We start from the raw sequence: 22858 nt of genomic DNA on the forward strand, positions 1-22858 counted from the left end.
GGCTCGTCCTCACGGGCGACGTTACATCCAGTAGGGCGGCACGCCGTAGTAGTCATAAACGCGGCGGCCATTCTCATTGTACCAGGTGTCATCATCATCCGCGTAGCTTGGCGCTCCCTCGATCTGCTCCTTGGTGAGATCGATGCGGTAGCCGTCCAGCTGGGTATCGTAGGTCAGCTTTTCCCAAGGCAGCGGGTAGTGATCATGACCGATGCCGAGGAAGCCGCCAAAACTCAGAACGGCGTACGCGACACGGCCGTCCTGCTTCCCGAGGATGAGGCGCTCGATGGAGCCGATGTGTTTGCCATCGGCGCCATAGACGCGGGTGCCTTCGACGCGGTCGCTGGCGATCAGCGTCGGCGTATCCTTCACATTCGGGTCACGGCGGGTGGCGTCAGTATCCTGATTGAGCATGTGCACCTCCTTTGTCGTTTCCTCGTGGTTCTTCCACACTGAGAAAACGTGCCCTATGCCTCAAAGTTCCGTGCCATTCATATGCGGTACGCGCGATATTGACGTTTACGTTAAGGTTATTGTAGCCTCAATCCGCTTGAACCGCTCAAGCAATGGCATAAGCTGCCCTGACGGAGGATGGAGGATCTTCCGATCGACCGGTGTATCCGGTTTCGGCGGCCGAATGGGAGAGAGACACGATGAACAGCATTTCCGTGCACCCCGGTGGTGCGAAACCGGAAAAACCATGGTTTGCCACCTATCCGGACGTCGTTCCGGCCCAGATTCCGCCGCTGGAATTCGCTTCGCTTCCCGACCTCCTGGAACAGAACTGCGCCCGTTTTGCCGATCGCAAAGCCTTTTCCAGCATGGGCAAGGTCATGACCTATCGCGAGCTCGAGGTGCAAACACGCAAGGTGGCTGCCTGGCTGCAGAGCGTCGGCCTGCAGAAGGGCGACCGCGTCGCCGTGATGATGCCGAACGTGTTGCAGAACCCGATCGCGGTCTACGGCATCCTGCGCGCCGGGCTCGTCGTCGTGAACGTCAACCCACTCTACACGCCGCGCGAACTCGAGCACCAGCTCAATGATTCCGGCGCCAAGGCGATCTTCGTTCTGGAAAATTTCGCACGCACGGTCGAACAGGTCATCAACAAAACGGACCTGCGCCATGTCGTCGTCAGCTCTCTCGGTGAAATGCTCGGCCCAAAGGGGCATATCGTCAATTTCGTCGTCCGCCGGGTGAAGAAGCTCGTCCCGTCCTGGTCCATCCCGCGACACAAGAGCTTCCGGCAAGTGCTGTCCGAGGGGGCAAACAGGACGCTTGCGCCGGTCGCGCTGACCCGTAGCGACATTGCCTTCCTGCAATATACAGGTGGAACCACGGGAATCGCCAAGGGCGCGATGCTGACGCATCAGAACCTGCTTGCCAATAAGACGCAGCTGCAGCTCTGGCTGAAATCCGCCTTCGACAAGAAGAAGCAGCCTGATGTCCTGAACTTCCTCTGTGCGCTGCCGCTCTATCACATCTTCGCTTTGACCGTGAACTCGCTGATGGGCATGTCGCTCGGCGCCCATAATGTGCTGATTGCCAATCCGCGCGACATTCCAGGGCTGGTGAAGGAATTCGAGAAATCGAACATTCATATCTTCCCCGGCCTTAACACGCTGTTCAATGCGCTGCTGAACAATGCCGATTTCGCCAAACTCGATTTCTCCTCTCTCGTCATGTCTCTCGGCGGCGGCATGGCCGTGCAGCGGCCGGTGGCGGAACGCTGGCTGAAGGTGACCGGCTCGCATGTCACCGAGGGCTATGGTCTCTCCGAGACGTCACCCGTTGCGACCGCCAACCGCTTCGATTCACCCGAATTCACGGGCTCGATAGGCCTTCCCATTCCCTCGACGGAACTCGATATCAGGGACGAGGCCGGCAATTCGCTGCCGCTTGGAGAGATCGGCGAGATCTGCATTCGTGGCCCGCAGGTCATGGCCGGATACTGGAACAAGCCGGAGGAGACGGCCCGGGTCATGACGCCGGATGGCTATTTCCGCACCGGCGACATGGGCTTCATGGACGAGCGCGGTTACACCAAGATCGTCGACCGCAAGAAGGACATGATCCTCGTCTCCGGCTTCAACGTCTATGCCAACGAAATCGAGGAAGTGGCCGCCATGCATCCCGGCATCCTGGAAGCGGCGGCGGTCGGCGTGCCGGACGGGCATTCCGGGGAGGCTGTGAAACTCTTTATCGTGCGCAAGGATCCGAACCTGGCCGAAGCCGATGTGAGAGCCCATTGTGCGGCCAATCTCACCAATTACAAACGCCCGCGTTTCATCGAGTTCCGCACCGAGCTGCCGAAGAGCCCTGTCGGCAAGATCCTGCGCAAGGACCTGCGCGGCTAAATTTGACGGTCTCGTGAAATTGAGAGCCATCCGCTTGTCGCGGGTGGCTTTTTTCATATTTCGTCAGATGGCCGAACTTGATTTGGCTGCGGGAAAGGGAATAGTTTCCGCGACCCCTCCGCCTCCAAAGGAGCCTTCCATGAATGCCATCGTCGAACAACTGAAGAGCACTGCGGCTGCCACCAATGCCACCGATCTGCGCGCCGCATTCGCTGATGATCCGCAGCGCTTTTCGCGCTTTTCCGTATCGCTTGACGACCTGCTGATGGATTTTTCCAAGACGGCCGTGAACGATGACATCCTGAAGCTTCTGGTCAAGCTCGCCGAAGAAGGCGGCGTCGAGAAAAAACGCGAGGAGATGTTTTCCGGCAAGGCGATCAACTTCACCGAAGATCGCGCCGTGCTGCACACGGCGCTGCGCAACCGTCCCAATACGCCTGTGCTGGTCGATGGCAAGGATGTCATGCCTGACGTCAACGCCGTGCTCGCCGCCATGGGCAAGTTTGCCGACGGCGTGCGCTCCGGCGCGCTGAAGGGCGCGACCGGCAAGAAGATCACCGATGTCATCAATATCGGCATCGGAGGCTCGGATCTTGGCCCGGTCATGGCGACGCTGGCGCTCGCCCCGTTCCACGACGGCCCGCGCGCCCATTTCGTCTCCAATATCGACGGCGCCCATATTGCCGATATCCTGAAGCTGGTGCAGCCCGAGACGACGCTGTTCATCGTCGCTTCCAAGACGTTCACCACCGTCGAGACGATGACCAATGCGCAGACGGCGCGCAAGTTCATCGCCGGCGCGCTTGGCGAAGCGGCCGTTCAGCACCACTTCGCCGCCGTTTCGACGGCGCTCGACAAGGTCGCCGCCTTCGGAATCGAAAGCGAACGTGTCTTCGGCTTCTGGGATTGGGTCGGCGGCCGTTATTCGATCTGGTCGGCGATTGGCCTGCCGCTGATGATCGCTGTCGGCCCTGACAATTTCGGCAAGTTCCTCGATGGCGCCCATGCCGTCGATAACCATTTCCGTAAGGCGCCGATTACCGAAAACCTGCCGATGCTGCTCGGCCTGATCGGCTTCTATCACCGCAATGTACTGGGTTATCCGACGCGCGCCGTGCTGCCCTATGACCAGCGCCTGTCGCGCTTCCCGGCCTATCTGCAGCAGCTCGACATGGAATCGAACGGCAAGGGCGTGACGATCGACGGCACGCCGGTCGAAGGCAATTCCGGCCCTGTCGTCTGGGGCGAGCCCGGCACCAACGGCCAGCATGCCTTCTACCAGCTCATCCATCAGGGCACGAGCATCATCCCGGCCGAGTTCATGATCGCCGCCAACGGCTTCGAGCCGGAACTGCGCCACCAGCACCAGCTCTTGATGTCCAACGTTCTCGCCCAGTCGGAAGCCCTGATGAAGGGCCGCACCTTCGCGGAAGCCAAGAAGCAGCTGACCGACAAGGGCATGGAAGACAAGCAGGCCGATTTCATCGCTCCGCACCGCGTCTTCACCGGCAACCGCCCGTCGATCACCTTCGTCTATGACAAGCTGACGCCTTACGCTCTCGGCCGCCTGATCGCGCTCTACGAGCACCGCGTCTTCGTTGAAGGCGTGCTCTTCCGCATCAACTCCTTCGATCAGTGGGGTGTGGAACTCGGCAAGGAACTGGCGACCGGGCTGCTGCCCGTCGTCGAAGGCAAGGAAAGTGCTGCCGGGCACGATTCTTCTACGCAGGGGTTGGTCGCTGCGCTGGCAAAACTCGCCAAGTAATCCTGGCGAACGCTGTTATCGAAGCCCATCCGCCATGCGGGTGGGCTTTTTTATTTGACCCTGTCGAATTGCAGTGCATCTCGTCGTCTATAGAGAGAGTGACAGAGGAGAAGCCCATGACTGCAACGGATGATGAGCTGCTGAAATTCGAAGCGGAGGGGGCGCTGCCATTACAGCTCTCGAACGAAGAGGGCTTCATCGAGAATGAAGGCGCGCGCATTTGGTATGCGAGTTACGGCGCCGGTCCGGCCGTCATCCTTCTGCATGGCGGGCTCGGCAATAGCGGCAACTGGGGTTATCAGGTTCCCGATCTCGTCGAGGCCGGCCACCGGGTCGTGGTGATCGACAGCCGCGGTCATGGCCGCAGCACGCGTGACGACCGTCCCTATACCTATCACCTGATGGCATCAGATGTGCTGGCCGTGATGGATCATGCCGGGATCGAGGAAGCGGCCTTCGTCGGCTGGAGCGACGGCGCCTGCACGTCGCTGATCCTTGCCGACCGTCACCCGGACCGCGTCTGCGGCGTCTTCTTCTTCGCCTGCAACATGGACCCCGGCGGCACCAAGGAATTCAAGGCGACGCCGGTCATCGACCGCTGCTTCAACCGTCACAAGAAAGACTATCAGGCGCTATCGGCAACGCCCGACCATTTCGAGGCCTTCGTCGCCGATGTCTCGAAGATGATGGCGACGGAGCCCAATTATTCGGCGGAGCAGCTGGCCGGCATCAAGGTGCCGGTTTCCATCGTGCTCGGCGAGCATGACGAATTCATCAAGCCTGAGCATGCCGATTATCTGGCAAGGACGATTCCGGATGCGGAATTCGTGCTCATGCCCGGTGTCAGCCATTTCGCACCGCTGCAGCAGCCGGACCTCTTCAATCACGAGGTCAGGGCTTTTCTTGATCGGATCGAATAAGCTCAGAGCCCGATTTCGTGCGCCCAGGGCGGGTTTGCGCCGGCGCGGGAGACGGTGACAGCCGCAGCCTTGGCGCCGAGGGCCAGCGCATTGCGCAGGGCCTGCTCGTCGAGATTGGCGACCTGCGCCTTGGTCAGCAGGTTGTCCATCTTCAGCGAGGCGACGACACCGGCATCGAACGTGTCGCCTGCGCCGACCGTATCGACGACGGTGACGCGCTCGCTCGGCACGGTGACCTTGCGCGCATTGGTGTAGCCGGTGGCGCCTTCCGCACCCTTGGTGATGACGACGAGCTTGACGCCGTGGTTCAGCCAGTGGGCGGCCAGCGCATCATGGTCGCCTTCCAGGCCGAACCATTCGAGATCTTCGTCGGAGAATTTCACGATATCGGACTTGGCCGCCATGCGCTTGATGCGGGCCATATGCGCGGCCTTGTCCTTGATGAAGCCGGGACGGATGTTCGGGTCGAGTGAGATGACGCGCTTTGCAGCTTCGCGGTCGAGCAGCGCTTCGTAGGTTTCGCCGCAGGGGCTCGGGATCAGGCTGATTGCGCCGAAATGCAGGGCTTCGCAATCATCACCGAGGGTGGGCAGATCATCTGTGGTGATCATGCGGCCGGCCGTGCCCTCGTCGTAAAAGGCATAGGTCGCCTGGCCGTTGACGAGCTTGACGAAAGCGATCGTCGAGGGGCGCTGCGTGATGGCGCAAGGGCTGTAATCGACATTGCTCGCCTTCAGCGTATCGAGCAGGATTTCGCCCATCATGTCATCGGCAATGCCAGTGAAGAAGGCTGTCGGGATACCGAGACGACCGAGCGCAATCGCCGTGTTGAAGATCGCGCCGCCGGCATAGGGCGCAAAGCCCTTTTCGCCAAGGGTCGTATCCCTCGGCAGCATGTCGATCAGGGCCTCGCCGCAGCACAAAATCATCGAATTCCTCCCAACAGAACTTGCACGTTCTTCAATCGATTAAGCGAGCTTTTGTCAAAAGGCTAGAGCGAAAGCTCACTCACGCCCCCATTCCTTGCCGACCACGCGAGCGGCGCATCGAGGAAGGACTCGACCTCCTGCAGCGTCCTGTCGTCGAAGAGCTTCTGCTGCCTGGCGATTGCCAGAACCTCGCGCCAGGTGGCGATATAATGGAGCTGGACCTTGCCATTGGCAAAGCGCTGATGTGCCTCCGGGAAGATGCCGTAGAAAAAGAGCGCAATGCCATGATCGACGACACCGCCGGCGGCTCTGACAGCATCGATGAAGGTGAACATGCTGCCGCCGGCCGTCGTCAGATCCTCGATGACGAGCACGCGGGCGCCTTCCTTCATCTCGCCTTCGATCTGCGCATTACGGCCATGACCCTTCGGCTTCTTGCGGACATAGATCATCGGCAGGCCGAGACGATCGGCAAGCAGTGCGGCAAAGGGAATGCCCGCGGTCTCGCCGCCGGCGATGCAATCGAACTGCTCGAAACCGGCATCGCGCAACAGGGTGCTGGCGGCAAAATCCATCACGGTCGAGCGGACACGCGGGAAGGACAGGAGCTTGCGGCAATCGATATAGACGGGGCTCATGATGCCCGAGGCGTACTTATAGGGCGTCTCGGCATTGAAATGCACAGCCTTGATCTCCCAGAGCATCTTTGCCAGCAGCTCTGCCATCACGGCGCGATCGGGGAATGTGGTCTGGATCATGCGGCTCTCTCCTTCGGCTGACGTTCCAGCGGCAATAGCAGTAAGAGCGGCCGGTTTCCAGACGGAAGAAGACCGTCAGCCAAGCAGCCGGCCGATATCCGCAACCTGCATCTTCTTGAAGAGAGCGATCGCCTGCGCACCCTCTTCCTCATCCAGCGAAACCGCATAACGGACGGCAGCAGCAAGAAGCTGCATCGTCAGCCGGGCGATGGCGAGAAGCTCGGCCTCGGGCCGCGCCGGCCACAGGTGTTGTAACACTGAAAGCAAGGCCTGCGCATGGAATTCCATGTCTTCGGCATCGACTTCCTGAAGAAGCTTGTCCGTGTGGGTTGCATGCCAGATATCGCGCATGACCGGCTCGCGGCGGAAGAAGGCGTAATATTCATCGGCGATGACTGAGAGCGCAATGCGCAGATTGTCCGCATCCGTCACCTTGGCCAGTTCGCCAGCCACGCATCGACGGCCTTCCTCGTTGAAGCGTTCGGCGAGCGTGCGGATGATCGACGTCTTGTCCGGAAAGTATTGGTAGAGGGCACCGAAGGAAAGCCCAGCCTTTTCAACAATTTCGCTCATCTTCAGAGCATCGCTTCCGTTCTTTTCGATGAGCTCGGAGGCAACCGTCAGGATCTTTTCGAAGCGTTCGCGGCCACGCTGCTGGCTCGGGATGCGGCGCGGTTGGCCGATCGGCTCCTGATGGCGCCTGCGTCCTGCAACCATCTCTTCCGCCATTTTTCGATTCCTTCGGTCATTGACAATGAAAATAAGAGAGATTATCTCATTTTGCAAATGAGAGAGTTTCTCTTATTTTAAACGAAGGAGGAGTTTCGACATGCAGATTGTTCTCGTCCTGTCGCTTGTTGCCGCCGCGATTGGCAGCGGCCTTGTCGCCGGTATCTTCTTCGCGTTTTCGACCTTCATCATGACGGCATTCTCGCGCATTCCAGCGGAACAAGGCATCGCGGCGATGAACTCGATCAATGTCACCATCGTACGCTCGCCCTTCATGCTGCTCTTCGTGCCGACCGCGATCCTCTGCGTCGTGATCGCAGTGCTCGCTTTCGTGAACTGGCGCGCCGGCGCTTCCTCGATGATGCTCGCGGGCGCCGCCCTTTATGTCCTCGCATCCTTCGTCTCGACCATCGTTTTCAACGTGCCGATGAACGATGCGCTGGACAAGGTCAGCGGCAACGGGCCGGATGCAATCGAACTCTGGACCGCCTATCTCCGGGACTGGACCTGGTGGAACCACGTGAGGACCATCGCCTCGCTGCTTGCCTCCATCGCCTTCGTGCGCGCACTGATGCTCGTCTGAGTGACTGCTTGCCGAACGATCCAACGCACCGTCAGGAATCGGGTGGCCGGCTTCGAGCCAGTATGCGAACATCAGCCGGTTGGAGCGAAGGGGACCGCCATGCTCACACTTCATGATTATCTGCCGTCGCAAAATGGCTGGAAGGTAAGGGTTTTGCTCGGCCTGCTCGAAATGCCCTACAGCAGCCGGAATGTCTCGATCTTTGAGGGTGAGAGCCGTACCGAGGCGTTCCTGAAGCTCAATCCGGTCGGCGCCATCCCGGTTCTCGAACTCGATGATGGGCGCGCGATCGCCGAATCCAATGCAATCCTCACCTATCTCGCCGAGGGCACACGCTTTCTGCCATCTGACAGCTACGAACGCGCGAAGGGCATGCAATGGCTGTTCTTCGAACAATATCATGTCGAGCCTGTCATCGGCTCGCTGCGATTCTGGACGTTGACGGGACGGCTGGAGTGTAATCAGAGCATGATTACGGGGAAGCGCGAAGCCGCAACCCGCGCACTCGCCGCACTCGCCGCACTCGAACGCGGCCTCGCCGACAGCCGGTTTCTTGTCGGCGAGGAGCTGACCATCGCGGATATTGCCGTCTATGCCTACAGCCATCGGGCCGAGGATTGCGCCTTTTCTCTCGCAGCCTATCCGGCGTTCGCTGCCTGGTGTGATCGCGTTCGAGATGCCATCGGACCCGGCTATCCGGTCCATCCCTATAGCCTCGATCCGCATTCCGGCGCCCGCGCGGAGCTGTAGACTATGTCTGCTGGCAGAATGTGATCCGGTTGCTGAAGGGGTCGATGACGGTCATCTCCAGGCCCCAGGGCGCTTCTTCGACACCCGGCTTCATGTAGCGGTAGTTCCTGGCGGCGAGTTCGGCCTGATAGGCGCGGATATCCTTCACCCGCACGAAGGCCCGGGCGCCGGGGCTTGCATCGCCGGAATGCTCGCTCAAATGCAATTGCATTTTCTCGCGCGAAACCTGGCAATAGAGCGGAAAATTCTCGCCGAAACGATGCTCCCAATCCAAGGCGAAACCCAGAAAGCCGCAATAAAATTCCATGGCTTTCTCGACCGAGAAAATGCGGAAGATCGGTACCGGCGGCTCGATGCCTGCAGCCGATTTCACACCTTCGGCCTCGTCCAGCTTTGCGGAAAGAATGTTCCACTGGTCGAAGCCGAATTGTCTGGCGACGATCTCCAGGGTTTCACTGTGGGTGAGGGAAATATCACGATCGGCAAGCGCCTGCCGAAGTGTTTTTGCCATAAGCTTGGCATCGCGAAAATCGCGCATTGTTCATCCTTCCGTCGGCGGCAAACAGGAAGATCAGTGCCCGCATCTGCTGACCCGTTCGCCATCGATTGCCGAGAGCAAGGATGTGAAGGTGGATTTGGATGCATTCACCATAATGCTTGCGCATCGCGGGGCGGCTGGCTGCATTCGACCGGCTATCAGCTTATGAAAGGTTGAGAGAACGATCAAGAGGCCGATCGCGCGAAGCCTGACGGTACCGAATGCAGGTGGCCGGCGAGTTCGACGCGATTGCGGCCGGCGCGCTTGGCGACGTAGAGCGCCTTGTCGGCGGCACTCAGCATGGCGTCAAAGTCCAGCGGCTTGGCGCGGCAGGGCGCGACGCCGACGCTGACAGTACATTTGAGCACCTCGTCGTCGGTGGGGATCTCGCACGCCTCGAAGGCCTTTCGGATACGCTCGGCCGCGACTTCCGCCCGGCCGGGCATGCTCTCCTTCAGCACCAGCGCAAATTCTTCGCCACCGAGCCGCGCGACGGTATCGTCGGTGTGGCAATTGGCCGAAAGTTCGTCGGCGAAGATCTTGAGCACGCGATCGCCCGTGGCATGGCCATAACGGTCGTTGACGGATTTGAAATGATCTATATCGAAGACGATGACGGCGGTGGTCGGGTCCATGGGACGCGTGCCGTATTGATCGAACAGCGCGCGGCGGTTCAGCAAACCGGTCAGCGGGTCGGTAATCGCCTCGAGCCGATGACGGGCGGCGAGCCGCCACTGATGCAATGCCAGCGACAGCGCGCCAATCCCTGTCATGCCCGCGATGCAGACGGCGAGGCTCAGATCTTCCGCCCAATTGCTGGGCGCCTTTCCGAGCACGAGCTTTCCTTCGGAGATCAGCACGGCGGCGCAGAGAACGAAGGAGATGGCCGTCAGCGTATAGAGCGCAGCAATCCCGAGGAGCGGCGCCGGCGCTTCGGCGCGCGCGAGCCAATATTGCCTGGCGGTAGCAAAGAGCAGCAGGGCGATGGCAAGATTGTCGGCGATGAAGGCCAGACCGTCATAACCTAATAGCATCGGCACAGTGGAGAAGACCATCGCCGCCAAAGCCCGGACTGCGATGGCCGATATCACCAGGCGCCCAGTAAGAAACTGCTTGCCTGCACCCCATATGGTGGCAAACCCGGCATGAAACAGCACGAAATTGGCGATGCCGAACGATAGCTCCGGCTTACTCACATAGGCGCTGTAAGCAAAAATGCCGCTGACGACGAGGACGAGACCGATGGTGGCAGTGAGCAGCACGGTTTCGGCCCGACGGACGAGCCAACTGCCCATCAATGTCACGGCGAGACATGCCGCCGACACACCCAGCGCCAGCAGGAGGGAGTTGTAGTCAAGCATCATGCTTTCAGTCTCCGCAGCTATTGTCGCGCCAGAGGATATTGGCAGCTGATGGGCTTTGCGATGAGGAATGTCTTATGCATCCGTTAACAAATGATGCATCGCACAATAAAAATGTTACGCGTCTAACGTCGCGCCGGAATTTAAAACGAATATTCGATTTAAAATAGAAAATACTGACGTAGCACCTACGCCATCACCTGCCAATGAAGCGGAAACATCGGATCGAAGACGGTCACCGAGCCGGCGCCTGTTTCTACCTTGGCGGGAAAGAAGATTGGCTCGGCATGCCGGGACAGGGTGATGCGTTCCTCGTTCGGCGGCAAGCCGTACCAAGCGGGGCCATTCAGCGACGCGAAAGCTTCGAGGCGTTCCAGAGCACCCTCCTCCTCGAACACATGAGCAAGGCAGCTCATCGTATTGATCGAGGTGTAGATGCCGGCACAGCCGCAGGCGCATTCCTTCAGCGGATCGACATGCGGGGCGGAATCCGTGCCGAGGAAAAAGCGCGGATCGGCCCCGGTGGCGGCCGCGCGCAGGGCCAGCCGGTGGGTCTCGCGTTTGGCGACCGGCAGGCAGTAATAATGAGGCCGGATGCCGCCGACGAGGATGGCATTACGGTTGATGATCAGATGATGCGTAGTGATCGAGCCGGCGAGATTGCCTTTGGCCGCCTTGATGTAGTCGATACCATCAGATGTCGTCACGTGCTCCATCGTCACCTTCAGCTCGGGCAAGCGCCGGCGCAGCGGATCGAGCACGGTCTCGATGAAGACGGCCTCGCGATCGAAGATATCGACATCAGGCGTCGTCACCTCACCATGGACGCAGAGCGGCAGGCCGATCTTCGCCATGCGCTCCAGCACCGGCATCGCCTTTTCCATGTCACGCACGCCGCCATGCGAATTGGTGGTCGCTCCGGCCGGGTAAAGCTTGACGGCGGTGATGAGCCCGCTCTTCTTTCCCTCTTCCACGTCGTCGGGGCTCGTATGCTCGGTCAGATAGAGCGTCATCAGCGGCTGGAAGCGATGGCCAGCCGGAAGCGCCTTCATGATGCGGTCGCGATAGGCGGCCGCATCAGCGGTCGTGACGACGGGCGGCACCAGGTTCGGCATGATGATGGCGCGGGCAAAGGTGCTGCTCGTATCCCCGATCACACCTTCCAGCATGGCGCCGTCGCGCAGATGCAGATGCCAGTCGTCAGGACGGCGGATGGTGATCGATTGCATGGGAGCCTCCGAAGCGAGGTGGGTTTCGCCTCGATAGCATCAAGACCGGTGCGGAAACAACTGTTCAGGCTAGCGCGAGTTCCAATGTGATGTCGGCAGGCCGACGATTTTCGAGGATGAGGCGGCCGTTCGGCAGGTCGTTGCCGTAGACTTTGGCGCTTGCTTCTTCTTCGGTCAGCTTATAGCCGCGCCAGCGATCCCAGAGCCGCTCTTCCAGCACATCGATCGGCGGCGCCAGCATCACCGAAAAATCGAACACGCCTTCGAGTTCGGCCCATTTGCCCAGCGAAAACAGCAGGTAATTGCCTTCGACGATGATGAAGCGATGATCGGGAGAAATGGCGCGGGCCGACGCGATGGCGAGTTCGCGCGAGCGATCAAAGACCGGCACCAGAACCTCCTGGTCGGCCCGCCTGACAGCGCGAATGATATCGAGAAACCCGCGAACATCGAAGGTTTCGGGAATACCTTTGCGCGCCAGGAGGCCGCGTTCGATCAGGATGGCATTGTCCATGTGAAAGCCATCCATCGGCAGCACTTCAGCGCTTTCGCCTCTGGCTTTCAGCGCGACGGCCAGATTGTCGGCCATCGTTGACTTTCCCGCCCCGGGCGGCCCGGCGACGGCGATCAGGAAACGTTTGGCATCGCCGGCGCGGACGAGAACCTCGCCGGCGATGTCATCGATGCGTGTGCTCATGCCGCGACAGGCTCCGTCGGCGCCGCCTTGGCGCCGGTCATGAAAGCGACGGCGTCGGACATTGTATATTCCTTCGGATCGATCACCGTCAGCCGCCGGCCGAGACGGTGGATATGGATCCGGTCGGCCACCTCGAAGACATGCGGCATGTTGTGGGAGATCAGCACGATTGGCAGGCCGCGGGCGCGCACGTCGAGGATCAGCTCCAGCACGCGGCGGCTTTCCTTGACGCCGAGAGCCGCTGTCGGTTCGTCCATGATGATGACCTTCGAGCCGAAGGCGGCGGCGCGGGCGACAGCGACGCCCTGACGCTGGCCGCCGGAGAGCGTCTCGACCGCCTGGTTGATGTTCTGGATCGTCATCAGGCCCAGTTCCGACAGCTTGTTGCGTGCCAGCTTTTCCATCGCCGGCCGGTCGAGCATGCGGAACACCGAGCCGAGCGGGCCGCGTTTACGAATCTCGCGGCCGAGGAACATATTGTCGGCGATCGACAGTGCCGGCGACAGCGCGAGGTTCTGATAGACCGTCTCGATGCCGGCCTCACGCGCCTCCATCGGCGACCTGAACTGCACCTGCCGGCCTTCCAGCGTGATCACCCCCTCATCGGGCGTGACGGCGCCTGAAATCGCCTTGATGAGTGAGGACTTGCCGGCACCGTTATCGCCAATGACGGCGAGGATTTCCCCCGGATACAAGTCGAAATCGGCATTGTCGAGCGCGGTCACGCGTCCATAACGCTTGACGAGACCACGGGCGGTGAGAAGGGGTTCGCGAGCCATGATTACACCGAAACCTTTCTGATCCACTGATCGATGGCGACGGCGGCGATGATCAGCACGCCCGTCAGCAGGACTTTCCATTGCGGATCGGCACCGAGCATGTTGAGCCCCATCGACACGACGCCGACGATCATGGCGCCGAAGAGCGTGCCAAGAATGGAGCCGCGGCCGCCGAACAGCGAGATGCCGCCGATCACAGTCGCGGTGATCGCTTGAAGATTATAATCGGTGACAGCCGAAGACGGTGAGATCGAGCCGTTGCGGCCGATCGACACCCATGCGGCGAAGGCGGCGATGATGCCCGATATCGTATAGACGGTCAGCAGCACCTGCTTGGTTTGGATGCCGGACAGCTTTGAGGCCTCGGGATCGTCGCCGACGGCATAAACATGTCGGCCCCAGGCGGTGTGATTGAGAACATACCAGAGCAGCAGGACGAGCAACACCATGGCGATGACCCCAAGGGTGAGCACGGCACTGCCGAGCCTGAAGCTCGCGGCGAAAAGATGAAGCAGCGGCGCCTGTTCGTCGACGTCGGCGTCGCGGATCGTCTCGTTGGCGGAATAGATGAAATTCGTCGCCATGACGATATTCCAGGTGCCGAGCGTGACGATGAAGGGCGGCAGTTTCATGAAGGCGACAAGGAAGCCGTTCAGCAATCCGCACAGGCCGCCGACAAGGAGGCCGGCTGCGACCGCGATCGGCGTCGGTATGCCGTAGGTAATCGCGACGTTACCCATGATAACAGCCGAGATCACCATGATGACGCCGATCGAAAGATCGATGCCGGCCGTCAGGATGACCAGCGTCTGGGCGGCGCCGAGAATGCCGACGATGGCGATCTGCTGCAGGATCAGCGTCAGCGTATAGGACGAGAAGAACCGTCCCCCGATCGCTATCCCGAAAATCACGATCGCCAGCACCAGCACGATCAGCGGCACGGCGGCCGGCGTCGAGTGCAGAAAATGCTGCGCGCGCTTGATCAGCGAGACATCCTGGTGCTCGAAGGAGGCGACGTTCTTGTCGCTGCCGTCGAGGACGCGTTCGAATTCCTGTGCTCCGGTCATTGTTCCTCCTCCGCGTCCGCGCGCCGAACCGCGCGGAGGCCGTCACTCCTGTTCATCCGTTGTTGCTTAGCCGGTGGAGCGACGGCACATCGTCCGTCCAAAACGGCCGGGGATCAAGCCCCGACCGTTTTCTCTTTCAATAGATCGGGCTTAGCCCCAGCACTTGTCCGTGCCTTCCTTGGTGTCGATCGACTTGACGCCGGAGACCGGCTTGTCGGTGACGAGCGAGACGCCGGTGTCGAAGAAGGACTTGCCTTCGGTCGGCTTCGGCTTTTCACCCGAGTCGGCGAACTTCTTGATCGCCTCGATGCCGAGCGAAGCCATCAACAGCGGATATTGCTGCGAGGTGGCGCCGATGACGCCTTCCTTGACCGACTTGACGCCCGGGCAACCACCGTCGACCGACACGATCAGCACGTTCTTTTCCATACCGACAGCCTTCAGCGCCTGGTAGGCGCCGACAGCGGCCGGCTCGTTGATCGTGTGAATGACGTTGATGCTCGGATCCTTCTGCAGAAGGTTTTCCATGGCCTTGCGGCCGCCTTCCTCGTTGCCGTTGGTCACGTCGTGGCCGACGATGCGCTTGTCGTCTTCGTCGCCGATCTTGTCTGGGTTCTTCGGATCGATGCCAAAGCCCATCATGAAGCCCTGGTCGCGCAGAACGTCGACTGTCGGCTGCGACGGCGTCAGGTCGAGGAAGCCGACCTTGGCGTCCTTGGCCTTGTCGCCGAGCGTTTCCTTGGCCCACTGGCCGATCAGCTTGCCGGCGAGCAGGTTGTCGGTGGCGAAGGTGGCGTCGGCGGCATCGGCCGGTTCCAGCGGCGTGTCGAGCGCGATGACCAGCAGGCCGGCGTCGCGGGCTTTCTTGACCGCAGGCACGATGCCCTTGGTGTCGGAAGCCGTCAGCAGGATGCCCTTTGCGCCGTCGGCGATGCAGCTTTCGATCGCCGCAACCTGGCTTTCGCTGTCACCATCGATCTTGCCGGCATAGGACTTCAGCGAAACGCCAAGTTCCTTGGCCTTGGCGGTCGCACCTTCCTTCATCTTGACGAAGAAGGGGTTGGTGTCGGTCTTGGTGATGAGGCAGGCGGAAACGTCGGCCGCCATGGCCGGAGCGGAAAAGGCGACACCGAGCGCGAGCGCGCTGAAAGCGAGAACGGATTTCTTCATGGACTCCTCCCAGAGTTTGCCGGCGCCGCCCCTGCGGAGCCGGAATTAAAGGCGGCACTCGGAGGCCTCTAAACCTTCCTGTGCCCTTGACGATGGCAATTAAGAGCGAAAGAAATCGGCTTGTCAATAAATAAATCCAATTGAATTATTAATTCGATGTGGCATGCTCGGCGAAAATCGGGCATAGGCCAACGATCGGGAGGAGCGGCCATGTCATCCTTGGATGGACCGGAAAACATGCCGGCCCCGCCACCAATTCTCAATCCGGCCGGGGGTGCGAACCAGGTCAGGGTGCGCGCCTATAACGAACGGCTCGTGCTGTCGCTGGTGCGTCTTTACGGCGCACTGTCGAAGGCCGATATCGCGCGACGCAGCGGGCTCTCGGCGCAGACCGTCTCAGTCATCATGCGGGTCTTGGAAAAGGAAGGCCTGCTTTTGCGCGGGGATCCCGTACGCGGTCGCGTCGGCCAGCCATCGATCCCCATGCATCTCAATCCCGACGCCGTCTATTCCTTCGGCTTGAAGATGGGACGGCGCAGCGCCGATCTGGTGCTGATGGATTTCGTCGGCCGCATCCGCATGCAGCTGCACCGGACCTATGCCTATCCGTTGCCGCACGAAATCCTCGCCTTCGTCACCTCGGGCATCCAGGAGCTCGAAAGCCGGCTCGACGAAAAGCAGCGCAGCCGCATTGCCGGCCTCGGCATCGCCGCACCTTTCGAGCTCTGGAACTGGGCCGAAGAGGTGGGAGCGCCGGCGGGCGCGATGGAGGTGTGGCGCGATGTCGACCTGCAGACCGATATCGCCGCGCGCGTTCCCCATCCGGTATTCCTGCAGAACGATGCGACCAGCGCCTGCGGGGCGGAATTGGTCTTCGGCGTCGGGCCTTCCTATCCGGATTTCGTTTATTTCTTCATCGGCTCCTTCATCGGCGGCGGCATTGTGCTGAACTCGGCGATCTTTTCCGGCCGCACCGGCACGGCGGGCGCGATCGGGCCGCTGCCGGTGCGCGGCAAGAACGGCGAGACGAAGCAGCTGCTCGAAATCGCCTCGATCTTCGTGCTCGAGAATATGCTGCGCGAGCGAGGCATCGATCCCGAGCCGCTCTGGTATTCCGCCGACGATTGGGTGGATTTCGGTGAGCCCATGGAAAGCTGGATCCAGGATACCGCCAAGGCGCTGGCGCAGGCGATCGTCGCTGCCGCTTCGATCGTCGATTTCAGCGCGGCCGTCATCGACGGCGGTTTTCCCGCCTGGGTGCGTAGCCGTGTGGTGCAGGCCACGATCGACGAAGCAGCCAAGCTTGACCTGCAGGGCGTCGTCATGCCCGAAATCATCGAGGGCGCGGTCGGAGCGCAGGCACGCGCCATCGGCGGCGCCAGTCTGCCGATTTTCGCGCGTTACCTCACCGACCAGAACGTTCTCTTCAAGGAGGTAGACCATGCTGAAAGGACTTGATCCGCTATTGAGCCCGGAGTTGCTTTCGACACTTCGGGCCATGGGCCACGGCGATGAAATCGCCATCGTCGACGGCAATTATCCGGGCGTCGAACATGGGCGGCGGCTGATCCGGCTCGACGGACATCATCTCATTCCGGTTCTCGATGCCGTTCTGAGCGTGCTGCCGATCGACGACTTCGTGGAGGAAGCGATCTTCCGTTCGACGGTGAAGACCGAGCGTGACAAGCTCGATCCCGTGCATGAGGAAATGATCGCCTGCTGCGCCCGCCACGAGCCGGAGCGGCAGGTCGTTCCGCTGGTAGGGCAGGATTTTTATGGCCGCGTTCGCGCGGCCCACGCCGTCATCCAGACCAGCGAGCCGAGGCTTTATGCCAATATCATCCTGCGCAAGGGCGTGATCTATCCTTCGGCCGGTGACGAGCCCGCCAAGGCCGAGGTCGATCCCTTCGTCTATTGATGTCGGCCGTCAGATTTCGCCGGCCGATGGTCCCCAAACATCCGTCAGCGCAAAACCGAGGGGATGCGGATCGAAGGGATCGAGTGCGACCTGAGACAGGCCGAAGGTAAAGCCGCGGCCCGATATCGTCGGGATGACGGCCGGTTTTCCGGCCACTTCCGTCACCGCCTGCAGGCCGACTTCGAATTCCGAGCCGATGATCGATTTCGACTTGAAAACATCACCGACCTTTGCCTTTCCGCGCGCATGAAGCGTCGCGAGATTAGCCGAGTTGCCCGTGCCGCAGGGCGAGCGATCGGCGCGCCCCGGCCACATGGTGGTGCAGGTGCGCACGGTGCCATCCGCCTCGGTATCGCGGAACATGACATAGGCCACGCCTGAGATTGCCGGGATTTCCGGATGCACGACTTTGATATTGCGGTTGATCAAGTCTTTGAGGATCATGCCGGCCTGCACCAATCCTGCGGCATTCGCCTTCTCGATCGTCAGATTGATCTGACCGACATCGACCAGCGCGTAGAAGATGCCGCCGTAGCAGATGTCCGCCCTGATCTTTCCCCAATGCGGCGTGTCGATCTCGACATCCAGTTCATGGACGAAGGACGGCACCATGGTCAGTTTCACCTTTTCGCAGCGACCGTCGCAGCAGGTGGCCGTGGCCTTGACCAGTCCGGCTGCGGTTTCCAGCGTAACGACAGTTTCCGGCTCCTTCATCTCGACGATGCCGGATTCCAGAAGAGCGGTCGTCACGCAGATGGAATTCGAGCCCGAACTGGCATGCGCCTGATCAGGCTGCAGGATGATGAAGGCCGCATCTGCGTCCGGATGCTTCGGCGGCAGCAAGAGGTTGACCGAGCCGATCGGTGCGCCGCGCGGCTCGAGGCAGAGGAAGCGACGAAGCTCCTGCCCCTTGGGGTCGGTGTTCAGCCAGTGAAGCTGGGCTGCAACCGTCTCGCCCGGAATCTTCGGCACGCCGCCGATCGCCACCTTGCCGATTTCACCTTCGGCATGAACGTCCAGAAGCTGGATCGTGCGCTTCCATCTCATCCTTCAAACTCCAAATCAGACGTGACGCGCGCGATGCCTCCATCGACGCGGATATTGTTACGGGTGACGAAGGTTCCGGGCATGACCAATCCTAGTACCTGTCGATGCGGAATGGCTTGATATCAACTGATGTTTTGACGCCTGCCACCATATCCGCAATCAACCGTGCTGTCGTCGCCGAATAGGTCAGACCGAGATGGCCGTGGCCAGTGGCATAGAAGACGCCAGGTATTTTCGAAGAGGGCGAGATAATCGGGATCGTATCCGGCAGCGCCGGGCGATGGCCCATCCATTCGCTGGTGTCCTGAACCCTGAGATCGGGCAGGATACGCTGCGCATGGCGCACGAGCACACGCGGACGGCGGAAGTCGGGGGGAGCCGTCAGACCGGCCAGCTCGACATTGCCTCCAATGCGGATACCGCCGGCCGTCGGCGTGACCATGAAGGCGCGATGCGGCCAGATCACCGAATAGCGCATGGAAATTCCGGGCTGCATGATCTGCGTATGGTAGCCGCGCTCGGTTTCAAGGGGAATCGGCTCGCCGAGGGCCTCGGCGAGGAACCGCGTATGAACGCCGGCCGCCAGGACGACCTTGTCGGCTTCGATGCGGCTACTGTTTTCGAAAAGAACTGCAACCTTGCCGTCACTGCTGCGTTCGACACCTTTTGCCTGGCCGAATACGAAGTCGGCGCCAGCGGCCCTTGCGGCATCAGTGAGCTTGACGACAAGGTCATACGGATCGCGGATCGACTTGTTGTCCGGCAGCAACACTGCCTTGGCGATTTTCGGCGAAAGGGTCGGTTCGTAATACTGGATCGCGCCGTTGCTCAGCACCTCGAATTCCAGGCCATAGCGCCGCATCAATTCGAGATGGCCACGGTCCGCATCGAATTCGGCCTCGGTCTCGTAGATCGCAAGACAGCCCTCCTCGGTCATCAGATCGGGCGCGCGGATGGCATCGAGCATGGTGCGGAAATCGCCGAGAGCGGCCTTGGAAAGGCTCATGCCCGCATCCTCGATCTCCCTGAGACGGGCCGGACGGCCGGCTGCGAGAAACCGCAGGAACCAGGGCAGGATTTTCGGCGCGTAGCCCGGTCGCAGCCAGACCGGGCCTTCCGGATCGATCAGCCAGCGCGGCAGCTTCTTCCAGGTCGACGGACCGGAACCGGCTGCGAAGTCAAGCGCGATGCTCGCCATATTGCCGTAAGAGGTTCCCCTGCCCGGTTCCCCCTTGTCGATCAGCGTTACCTGAAAACCCCGCCGCTGCAATTCGAAAGCAATCGAAGCGCCGATCACACCGGCGCCGACAACGGCTACCGTCCTATTCGTTTCATTCGCCATGTCTTGTCCACCGCACGGCAGAGTCGATTACCGCCGGAGACGTGATATATCACAACGAAGCGGATGCCTATGATTTTTTACTGAGTGTCTTCCGGCAGCCCCGCTCCGACGCTGTCGCCCACTGAACCCACGGTATTGTTCATCGACTGGCCGAGACGGCGCACCTGAGCATCGTAGTTGCGGCGGGTGCGGGGATCGAAGATGGCGATCGGCGTGCTGACTGCGAGGCTGACTGCGCTGCCGGCCGTCTGGGCGGCACCAATGGCGACAGCGCCGACCGCTTCGCCGAGCCCGACTTCGGAATCGGTAATCGTCTGACCGGCAATCAGCCGGTCGCCGATGAGCTTCACCACTTCCGGACTTTCGGCGAATTTGCCATGATTCAGGCGATCGCCGGTTTTCAGCTTGGTGAGGTCGAGCACGGTGATACCGGCCGCCTCCAGCTTGCTGCGATAGGGCTCGGCGGACGGATCGATCTGGCCGAGGCGATCGACATTGCCGGAGATGCGCCGCGAGAGCGCGAGAGCGCGGTCATCCCGGGAAACGAAGATGGTGAAATGCGGCCTGTCCTTGCCGAGACTCTGAAACTGGCGGCCGAACACGTCGACATCGAGATCCGGCGAGGCAAGGATGACATTGTTGATCTTGGAGGCGACGTGGCCGTCGCGGATCGCCATCTGGCGCAGCGCCTCGACCGTCAGCCAGGTCCCCATGGAGTGGGCCATGATGGTGATATCACCCACCGACGGATTGTTGGCCGTGCGCCGCAGCAGCTCTTCCAGCGCATCGCGCGAATAGTTGGTACTCTCTTTGTCGTAGTTGTAATCGAAGATGCTGGCGCGCGATGGCCATGTGAAAACGGCGGGCGCCACGTCGGCATGCGAATCATGGACGATCTGTGCGAAGCGATAGACCGCATCCTCATAACGGTTATTGAAGCCATGTACGAAGATGAGGACACGCTTGCTCTTCGGCATATGCGTTCTCAACCAGTTCTCGCCCGCCTTCTCTCCATTAAGCGGATCGACTGCGACAGTGACGAAATCCTTGAGCGGATCGGCAGGTAGACGGCGGGGCCATTGCACTTGCCCGACCTTCCGATTGGCTTCCGGAGGAATGGAGACATCGACTGCATCGACCATCAACCCGGTGCCGCGCTCTCCGGAGAAGAGTATGGCCGGATTTTCATCGGCAGCGCGCGTGGTCGCTACCAGCAAATCGACGCGCGACGTGCCCGGCGGAACCGTGCCAGCCGCCTGCATGACGCCGATCGGCCGGCCGCAGGAAACAAGGAGGCCCAGGACGAGCAGGGCTGCGAGAGCTTTGCCCAAAACACTGCATCTGCCGATCATGACATCTCCGCAGGTTCAGGCGTCATCGCGCCAAACCACCAACATGCGCTTGCTGCGCGCCTTCAGATAGGCCCAGGCCAAGGGCGGAGTCAATTTTACGAAGGTTTGGGAGAACGATAATCCGGGAAAAAGAAAGAGCCCGACGCGGGAGGAGGTGCGTCGGGCTCTTGATCCTGACTGACAACTGGGAGGAGGAGTGTTGCCAGTCCGATGAAGGAGCGCTGGGAGGAGGAGTGCGCTGCCTTCGTGATTATCAATACTCAATTCACTCGATGGAGAACAGCGAAATTACCGCAATGCAGCAATGCATTGGGCGCAATGCTTGCCTCCCTGGTATCACACGTGCGCCTCATTTTGCGGCATCTTTGATCAACTGATCAAAATATTCCGCACATTGTCCATGCATGAATCCCACAGATTGCGTGCCTTTCCCGATGTCGCATGCGAAACGAGGGCGCGAAACGAAAACGGCCGTGGCTGAAACCGCGGCCGTTTCATCGCTGACTTTATGTTTAATCAAGCGGCCTTGAAGAGCTTCTTGCCTTCGGCATCGAGGGCAGTGAACTCCTCATCGGACAGCGTGATATCAACGGCAGCGACGTTTTCTTCCAGATGCTTGACCTTCGACGTGCCAGGGATCGGCAGCATGACGGGGCTGCGCTTCAGCACCCAGTCCAGCGCGATCTGGCTCGGCGCCGCATTGTGCTTCCTGGCGATGGTATCGAGCAGCGAGCCGGGCTTTGCGAGATCGCCGGCCGCCAGCGGATACCAGGGGATGAAGCCGATATTGTGCTTGGCGCAATAGTCGAGCACATCCTCGCTGGTGCGGTCGACGAGATTGTAACGGTTCTGAACCGTCGCGACCTTGAAGACCTTGGAGGCGGCTTCGATATCGGCGACCGAGACTTCGCTGAGGCCGGCATGTCGGATCAAGCCGGAATCGAGCAGCGACTTGATGGTGTCGAACTGCTCCTTGGCCGGCACTTTCGGGTCGATACGGTGAAGCTGCCAGAGATCGATCTGCTCGACACCGAGGTTGCGCAGGCTCTTATGCACCTGCTGGACCAGATATTCCGGGCGGCCGACCGGCAGCCAGATGTTTGGGCCATGGCGCGTGAGGCCGCCCTTGGTGGCGACGACGAGGCCCTTCTTGTAGGGGTAAAGCGCCTCCTTGATCAGCCATTCGGAAACGTCAGGGCCATAGGAATCGGCCGTATCGATGAAGTTGATGCCGAGTTCCGGCAGACGCTTCAGGGTGCGGATCGATTCATCGCGGTCGGCAGGATTGCCCCAAATACCGTCGCCGGTGACGCGCATGGCGCCGAAGCCGAGACGGTTGACCTCCATATCGCCACCAATCTTGAAGGTACCGGATTTCGCTGCATTGTAATCGCTCATCGTCTCTTCCTCTCTTGGTCAATAAATCATTCAAAATCGGTGGAGCTGGAAACCTGCTCCCAGGCGTCGGATTCGGTCTTGAGAAAGCCGAGCTTCTCGCGAACGGGGCTGATCGCGCCACGCCCAAGCAACAGTGCACATATAGGGCGGGACTACCTCCATGACAGCCGCC

Annotated in this window: 22 protein-coding genes; 7 read left to right on the plus strand and 15 right to left on the minus strand. The window is 60.6% G+C overall.

Annotation, left to right across the window (positions count from 1 at the left end):
- Positions 1–21 precede the first annotated feature (21 nt).
- The gene (locus FHT92_RS06435) at positions 22–414 is read right to left on the minus strand and encodes a PRC-barrel domain-containing protein (protein WP_183823280.1); all 393 of its coding nucleotides are present in this window, start codon (positions 412–414) and stop codon (positions 22–24) included.
- A gap of 239 nt (positions 415–653) precedes the next feature.
- On the opposite strand from FHT92_RS06435, the gene FHT92_RS06440 reads away from it, so the two are divergent.
- The 3 genes from FHT92_RS06440 to FHT92_RS06450 all read left to right on the plus strand — a co-directional run bounded on the left by FHT92_RS06440 (position 654) and on the right by FHT92_RS06450 (position 5039).
- Entirely contained in the window at positions 654–2354 is a 1701-nt protein-coding gene (locus FHT92_RS06440) for a long-chain fatty acid--CoA ligase (protein ID WP_183823282.1), read from the plus strand.
- 139 nt (positions 2355–2493) lie between these two features.
- Positions 2494–4119: a glucose-6-phosphate isomerase gene (gene pgi, locus FHT92_RS06445; protein ID WP_183823284.1), complete on the plus strand. Its 1626-nt coding sequence runs from the start codon at positions 2494–2496 to the stop codon at positions 4117–4119.
- 116 nt (positions 4120–4235) lie between these two features.
- Positions 4236–5039: an alpha/beta fold hydrolase gene (locus FHT92_RS06450; protein WP_183823286.1), complete on the plus strand. Its 804-nt coding sequence runs from the start codon at positions 4236–4238 to the stop codon at positions 5037–5039.
- A 2-nt stretch (positions 5040–5041) separates the two neighbouring features.
- Here FHT92_RS06450 and FHT92_RS06455 read toward each other — a convergent pair whose 3' ends face one another.
- From FHT92_RS06455 to FHT92_RS06465, 3 genes are all read right to left on the minus strand, one after another.
- Entirely contained in the window at positions 5042–5968 is a 927-nt protein-coding gene (locus FHT92_RS06455) for a carbohydrate kinase (protein ID WP_183823288.1), read from the minus strand.
- A 62-nt stretch (positions 5969–6030) separates the two neighbouring features.
- A complete protein-coding gene (locus tag FHT92_RS06460) occupies positions 6031–6726 on the minus strand; it encodes an orotate phosphoribosyltransferase (RefSeq protein ID WP_183823290.1) in 696 nt (231 codons plus the stop codon).
- A 75-nt stretch (positions 6727–6801) separates the two neighbouring features.
- Positions 6802–7455, minus strand: a complete 654-nt coding sequence (locus tag FHT92_RS06465) for a TetR/AcrR family transcriptional regulator (protein WP_183746338.1) — start codon at positions 7453–7455, stop codon at positions 6802–6804.
- Positions 7456–7555: 100 nt separating this feature from the next.
- Here FHT92_RS06465 and FHT92_RS06470 point away from each other — a divergent pair, with 100 nt between their 5' ends.
- A complete protein-coding gene (locus FHT92_RS06470) occupies positions 7556–8038 on the plus strand; it encodes a DUF1772 domain-containing protein (RefSeq protein ID WP_183823292.1) in 483 nt (160 codons plus the stop codon).
- Between the two features lie 99 nt (positions 8039–8137).
- Positions 8138–8788, plus strand: coding sequence for a glutathione S-transferase family protein (locus FHT92_RS06475; protein WP_183823294.1), 651 nt, complete (start codon positions 8138–8140; stop codon positions 8786–8788).
- A 1-nt stretch (position 8789) separates the two neighbouring features.
- Here the strand turns inward: FHT92_RS06475 and FHT92_RS06480 are convergent, their stop codons facing one another.
- The 7 genes from FHT92_RS06480 to FHT92_RS06510 form a co-directional block, all read right to left on the minus strand.
- Positions 8790–9326, minus strand: coding sequence for a glyoxalase superfamily protein (locus FHT92_RS06480; protein WP_183823296.1), 537 nt, complete (start codon positions 9324–9326; stop codon positions 8790–8792).
- A gap of 185 nt (positions 9327–9511) precedes the next feature.
- On the minus strand, positions 9512–10690 hold the full coding sequence (locus FHT92_RS06485; protein ID WP_183823298.1) for a GGDEF domain-containing protein: 1179 nt from the start codon (positions 10688–10690) through the stop codon (positions 9512–9514).
- Positions 10691–10875: 185 nt separating this feature from the next.
- Entirely contained in the window at positions 10876–11916 is a 1041-nt protein-coding gene (pyrC, locus tag FHT92_RS06490; protein ID WP_183746327.1) for a dihydroorotase, read from the minus strand.
- Positions 11917–11980: 64 nt separating this feature from the next.
- A complete protein-coding gene (locus FHT92_RS06495; protein ID WP_183823300.1) occupies positions 11981–12613 on the minus strand; it encodes a nucleoside triphosphate hydrolase in 633 nt (210 codons plus the stop codon).
- Positions 12610–13392 (minus strand): ATP-binding cassette domain-containing protein, encoded by a 783-nt coding sequence (locus FHT92_RS06500; RefSeq protein WP_183823302.1) that lies wholly within the window; start codon positions 13390–13392, stop codon positions 12610–12612. Before FHT92_RS06500 ends, FHT92_RS06495 begins: the two co-directional genes overlap by 4 nt.
- Positions 13393–13394: 2 nt before the next feature.
- A complete protein-coding gene (locus FHT92_RS06505) occupies positions 13395–14459 on the minus strand; it encodes an ABC transporter permease (RefSeq protein WP_183746321.1) in 1065 nt (354 codons plus the stop codon).
- Between the two features lie 150 nt (positions 14460–14609).
- On the minus strand, positions 14610–15629 hold the full coding sequence (locus FHT92_RS06510) for a sugar ABC transporter substrate-binding protein (protein WP_183746318.1): 1020 nt from the start codon (positions 15627–15629) through the stop codon (positions 14610–14612).
- 210 nt (positions 15630–15839) lie between these two features.
- On the opposite strand from FHT92_RS06510, the gene FHT92_RS06515 reads away from it, so the two are divergent.
- Positions 15840–17087, plus strand: coding sequence for an ROK family transcriptional regulator (locus FHT92_RS06515; RefSeq protein ID WP_183746316.1), 1248 nt, complete (start codon positions 15840–15842; stop codon positions 17085–17087).
- Positions 17071–17547 (plus strand): RbsD/FucU family protein, encoded by a 477-nt coding sequence (locus FHT92_RS06520; RefSeq protein ID WP_183746314.1) that lies wholly within the window; start codon positions 17071–17073, stop codon positions 17545–17547. Before FHT92_RS06515 ends, FHT92_RS06520 begins: the two co-directional genes overlap by 17 nt.
- 9 nt (positions 17548–17556) lie before the next feature.
- Here the strand turns inward: FHT92_RS06520 and FHT92_RS06525 are convergent, their stop codons facing one another.
- The 4 genes from FHT92_RS06525 to FHT92_RS06540 form a co-directional block, all read right to left on the minus strand.
- Positions 17557–18594: a 4-hydroxyproline epimerase gene (locus FHT92_RS06525; RefSeq protein WP_183823304.1), complete on the minus strand. Its 1038-nt coding sequence runs from the start codon at positions 18592–18594 to the stop codon at positions 17557–17559.
- A gap of 91 nt (positions 18595–18685) precedes the next feature.
- On the minus strand, positions 18686–19936 hold the full coding sequence (locus FHT92_RS06530) for an FAD-binding oxidoreductase (RefSeq protein ID WP_183823306.1): 1251 nt from the start codon (positions 19934–19936) through the stop codon (positions 18686–18688).
- A 77-nt stretch (positions 19937–20013) separates the two neighbouring features.
- Positions 20014–21288, minus strand: coding sequence for an alpha/beta hydrolase (locus tag FHT92_RS06535; RefSeq protein WP_183746308.1), 1275 nt, complete (start codon positions 21286–21288; stop codon positions 20014–20016).
- Between the two features lie 516 nt (positions 21289–21804).
- On the minus strand, positions 21805–22686 hold the full coding sequence (locus FHT92_RS06540; protein ID WP_183746306.1) for an aldo/keto reductase: 882 nt from the start codon (positions 22684–22686) through the stop codon (positions 21805–21807).
- Positions 22687–22858: the final 172 nt, after the last annotated feature.

The sequence above is a fragment of the Rhizobium sp. BK377 genome, from assembly GCF_014193935.1.
GTDB lineage: Bacteria > Pseudomonadota > Alphaproteobacteria > Rhizobiales > Rhizobiaceae > Rhizobium.

Coding starts and splice junctions, on each gene's coding strand:
- FHT92_RS06435 (WP_183823280.1), bottom strand. CDS start 414: ATGCTCAATCAGGATACTGACGCCACCCGCCGTGACCCGAATGTGAAG.
- FHT92_RS06440 (WP_183823282.1), top strand. CDS start 654: ATGAACAGCATTTCCGTGCACCCCGGTGGTGCGAAACCGGAAAAACCA.
- pgi (WP_183823284.1), top strand. CDS start 2,494: ATGAATGCCATCGTCGAACAACTGAAGAGCACTGCGGCTGCCACCAAT.
- FHT92_RS06450 (WP_183823286.1), top strand. CDS start 4,236: ATGACTGCAACGGATGATGAGCTGCTGAAATTCGAAGCGGAGGGGGCG.
- FHT92_RS06455 (WP_183823288.1), bottom strand. CDS start 5,968: ATGATTTTGTGCTGCGGCGAGGCCCTGATCGACATGCTGCCGAGGGAT.
- FHT92_RS06460 (WP_183823290.1), bottom strand. CDS start 6,726: ATGATCCAGACCACATTCCCCGATCGCGCCGTGATGGCAGAGCTGCTG.
- FHT92_RS06465 (WP_183746338.1), bottom strand. CDS start 7,455: ATGGCGGAAGAGATGGTTGCAGGACGCAGGCGCCATCAGGAGCCGATC.
- FHT92_RS06470 (WP_183823292.1), top strand. CDS start 7,556: ATGCAGATTGTTCTCGTCCTGTCGCTTGTTGCCGCCGCGATTGGCAGC.
- FHT92_RS06475 (WP_183823294.1), top strand. CDS start 8,138: ATGCTCACACTTCATGATTATCTGCCGTCGCAAAATGGCTGGAAGGTA.
- FHT92_RS06480 (WP_183823296.1), bottom strand. CDS start 9,326: ATGCGCGATTTTCGCGATGCCAAGCTTATGGCAAAAACACTTCGGCAG.
- FHT92_RS06485 (WP_183823298.1), bottom strand. CDS start 10,690: ATGATGCTTGACTACAACTCCCTCCTGCTGGCGCTGGGTGTGTCGGCG.
- pyrC (WP_183746327.1), bottom strand. CDS start 11,916: ATGCAATCGATCACCATCCGCCGTCCTGACGACTGGCATCTGCATCTG.
- FHT92_RS06495 (WP_183823300.1), bottom strand. CDS start 12,613: ATGAGCACACGCATCGATGACATCGCCGGCGAGGTTCTCGTCCGCGCC.
- FHT92_RS06500 (WP_183823302.1), bottom strand. CDS start 13,392: ATGGCTCGCGAACCCCTTCTCACCGCCCGTGGTCTCGTCAAGCGTTAT.
- FHT92_RS06505 (WP_183746321.1), bottom strand. CDS start 14,459: ATGACCGGAGCACAGGAATTCGAACGCGTCCTCGACGGCAGCGACAAG.
- FHT92_RS06510 (WP_183746318.1), bottom strand. CDS start 15,629: ATGAAGAAATCCGTTCTCGCTTTCAGCGCGCTCGCGCTCGGTGTCGCC.
- FHT92_RS06515 (WP_183746316.1), top strand. CDS start 15,840: ATGTCATCCTTGGATGGACCGGAAAACATGCCGGCCCCGCCACCAATT.
- FHT92_RS06520 (WP_183746314.1), top strand. CDS start 17,071: ATGCTGAAAGGACTTGATCCGCTATTGAGCCCGGAGTTGCTTTCGACA.
- FHT92_RS06525 (WP_183823304.1), bottom strand. CDS start 18,594: ATGAGATGGAAGCGCACGATCCAGCTTCTGGACGTTCATGCCGAAGGT.
- FHT92_RS06530 (WP_183823306.1), bottom strand. CDS start 19,936: ATGGCGAATGAAACGAATAGGACGGTAGCCGTTGTCGGCGCCGGTGTG.
- FHT92_RS06535 (WP_183746308.1), bottom strand. CDS start 21,288: ATGATCGGCAGATGCAGTGTTTTGGGCAAAGCTCTCGCAGCCCTGCTC.
- FHT92_RS06540 (WP_183746306.1), bottom strand. CDS start 22,686: ATGAGCGATTACAATGCAGCGAAATCCGGTACCTTCAAGATTGGTGGC.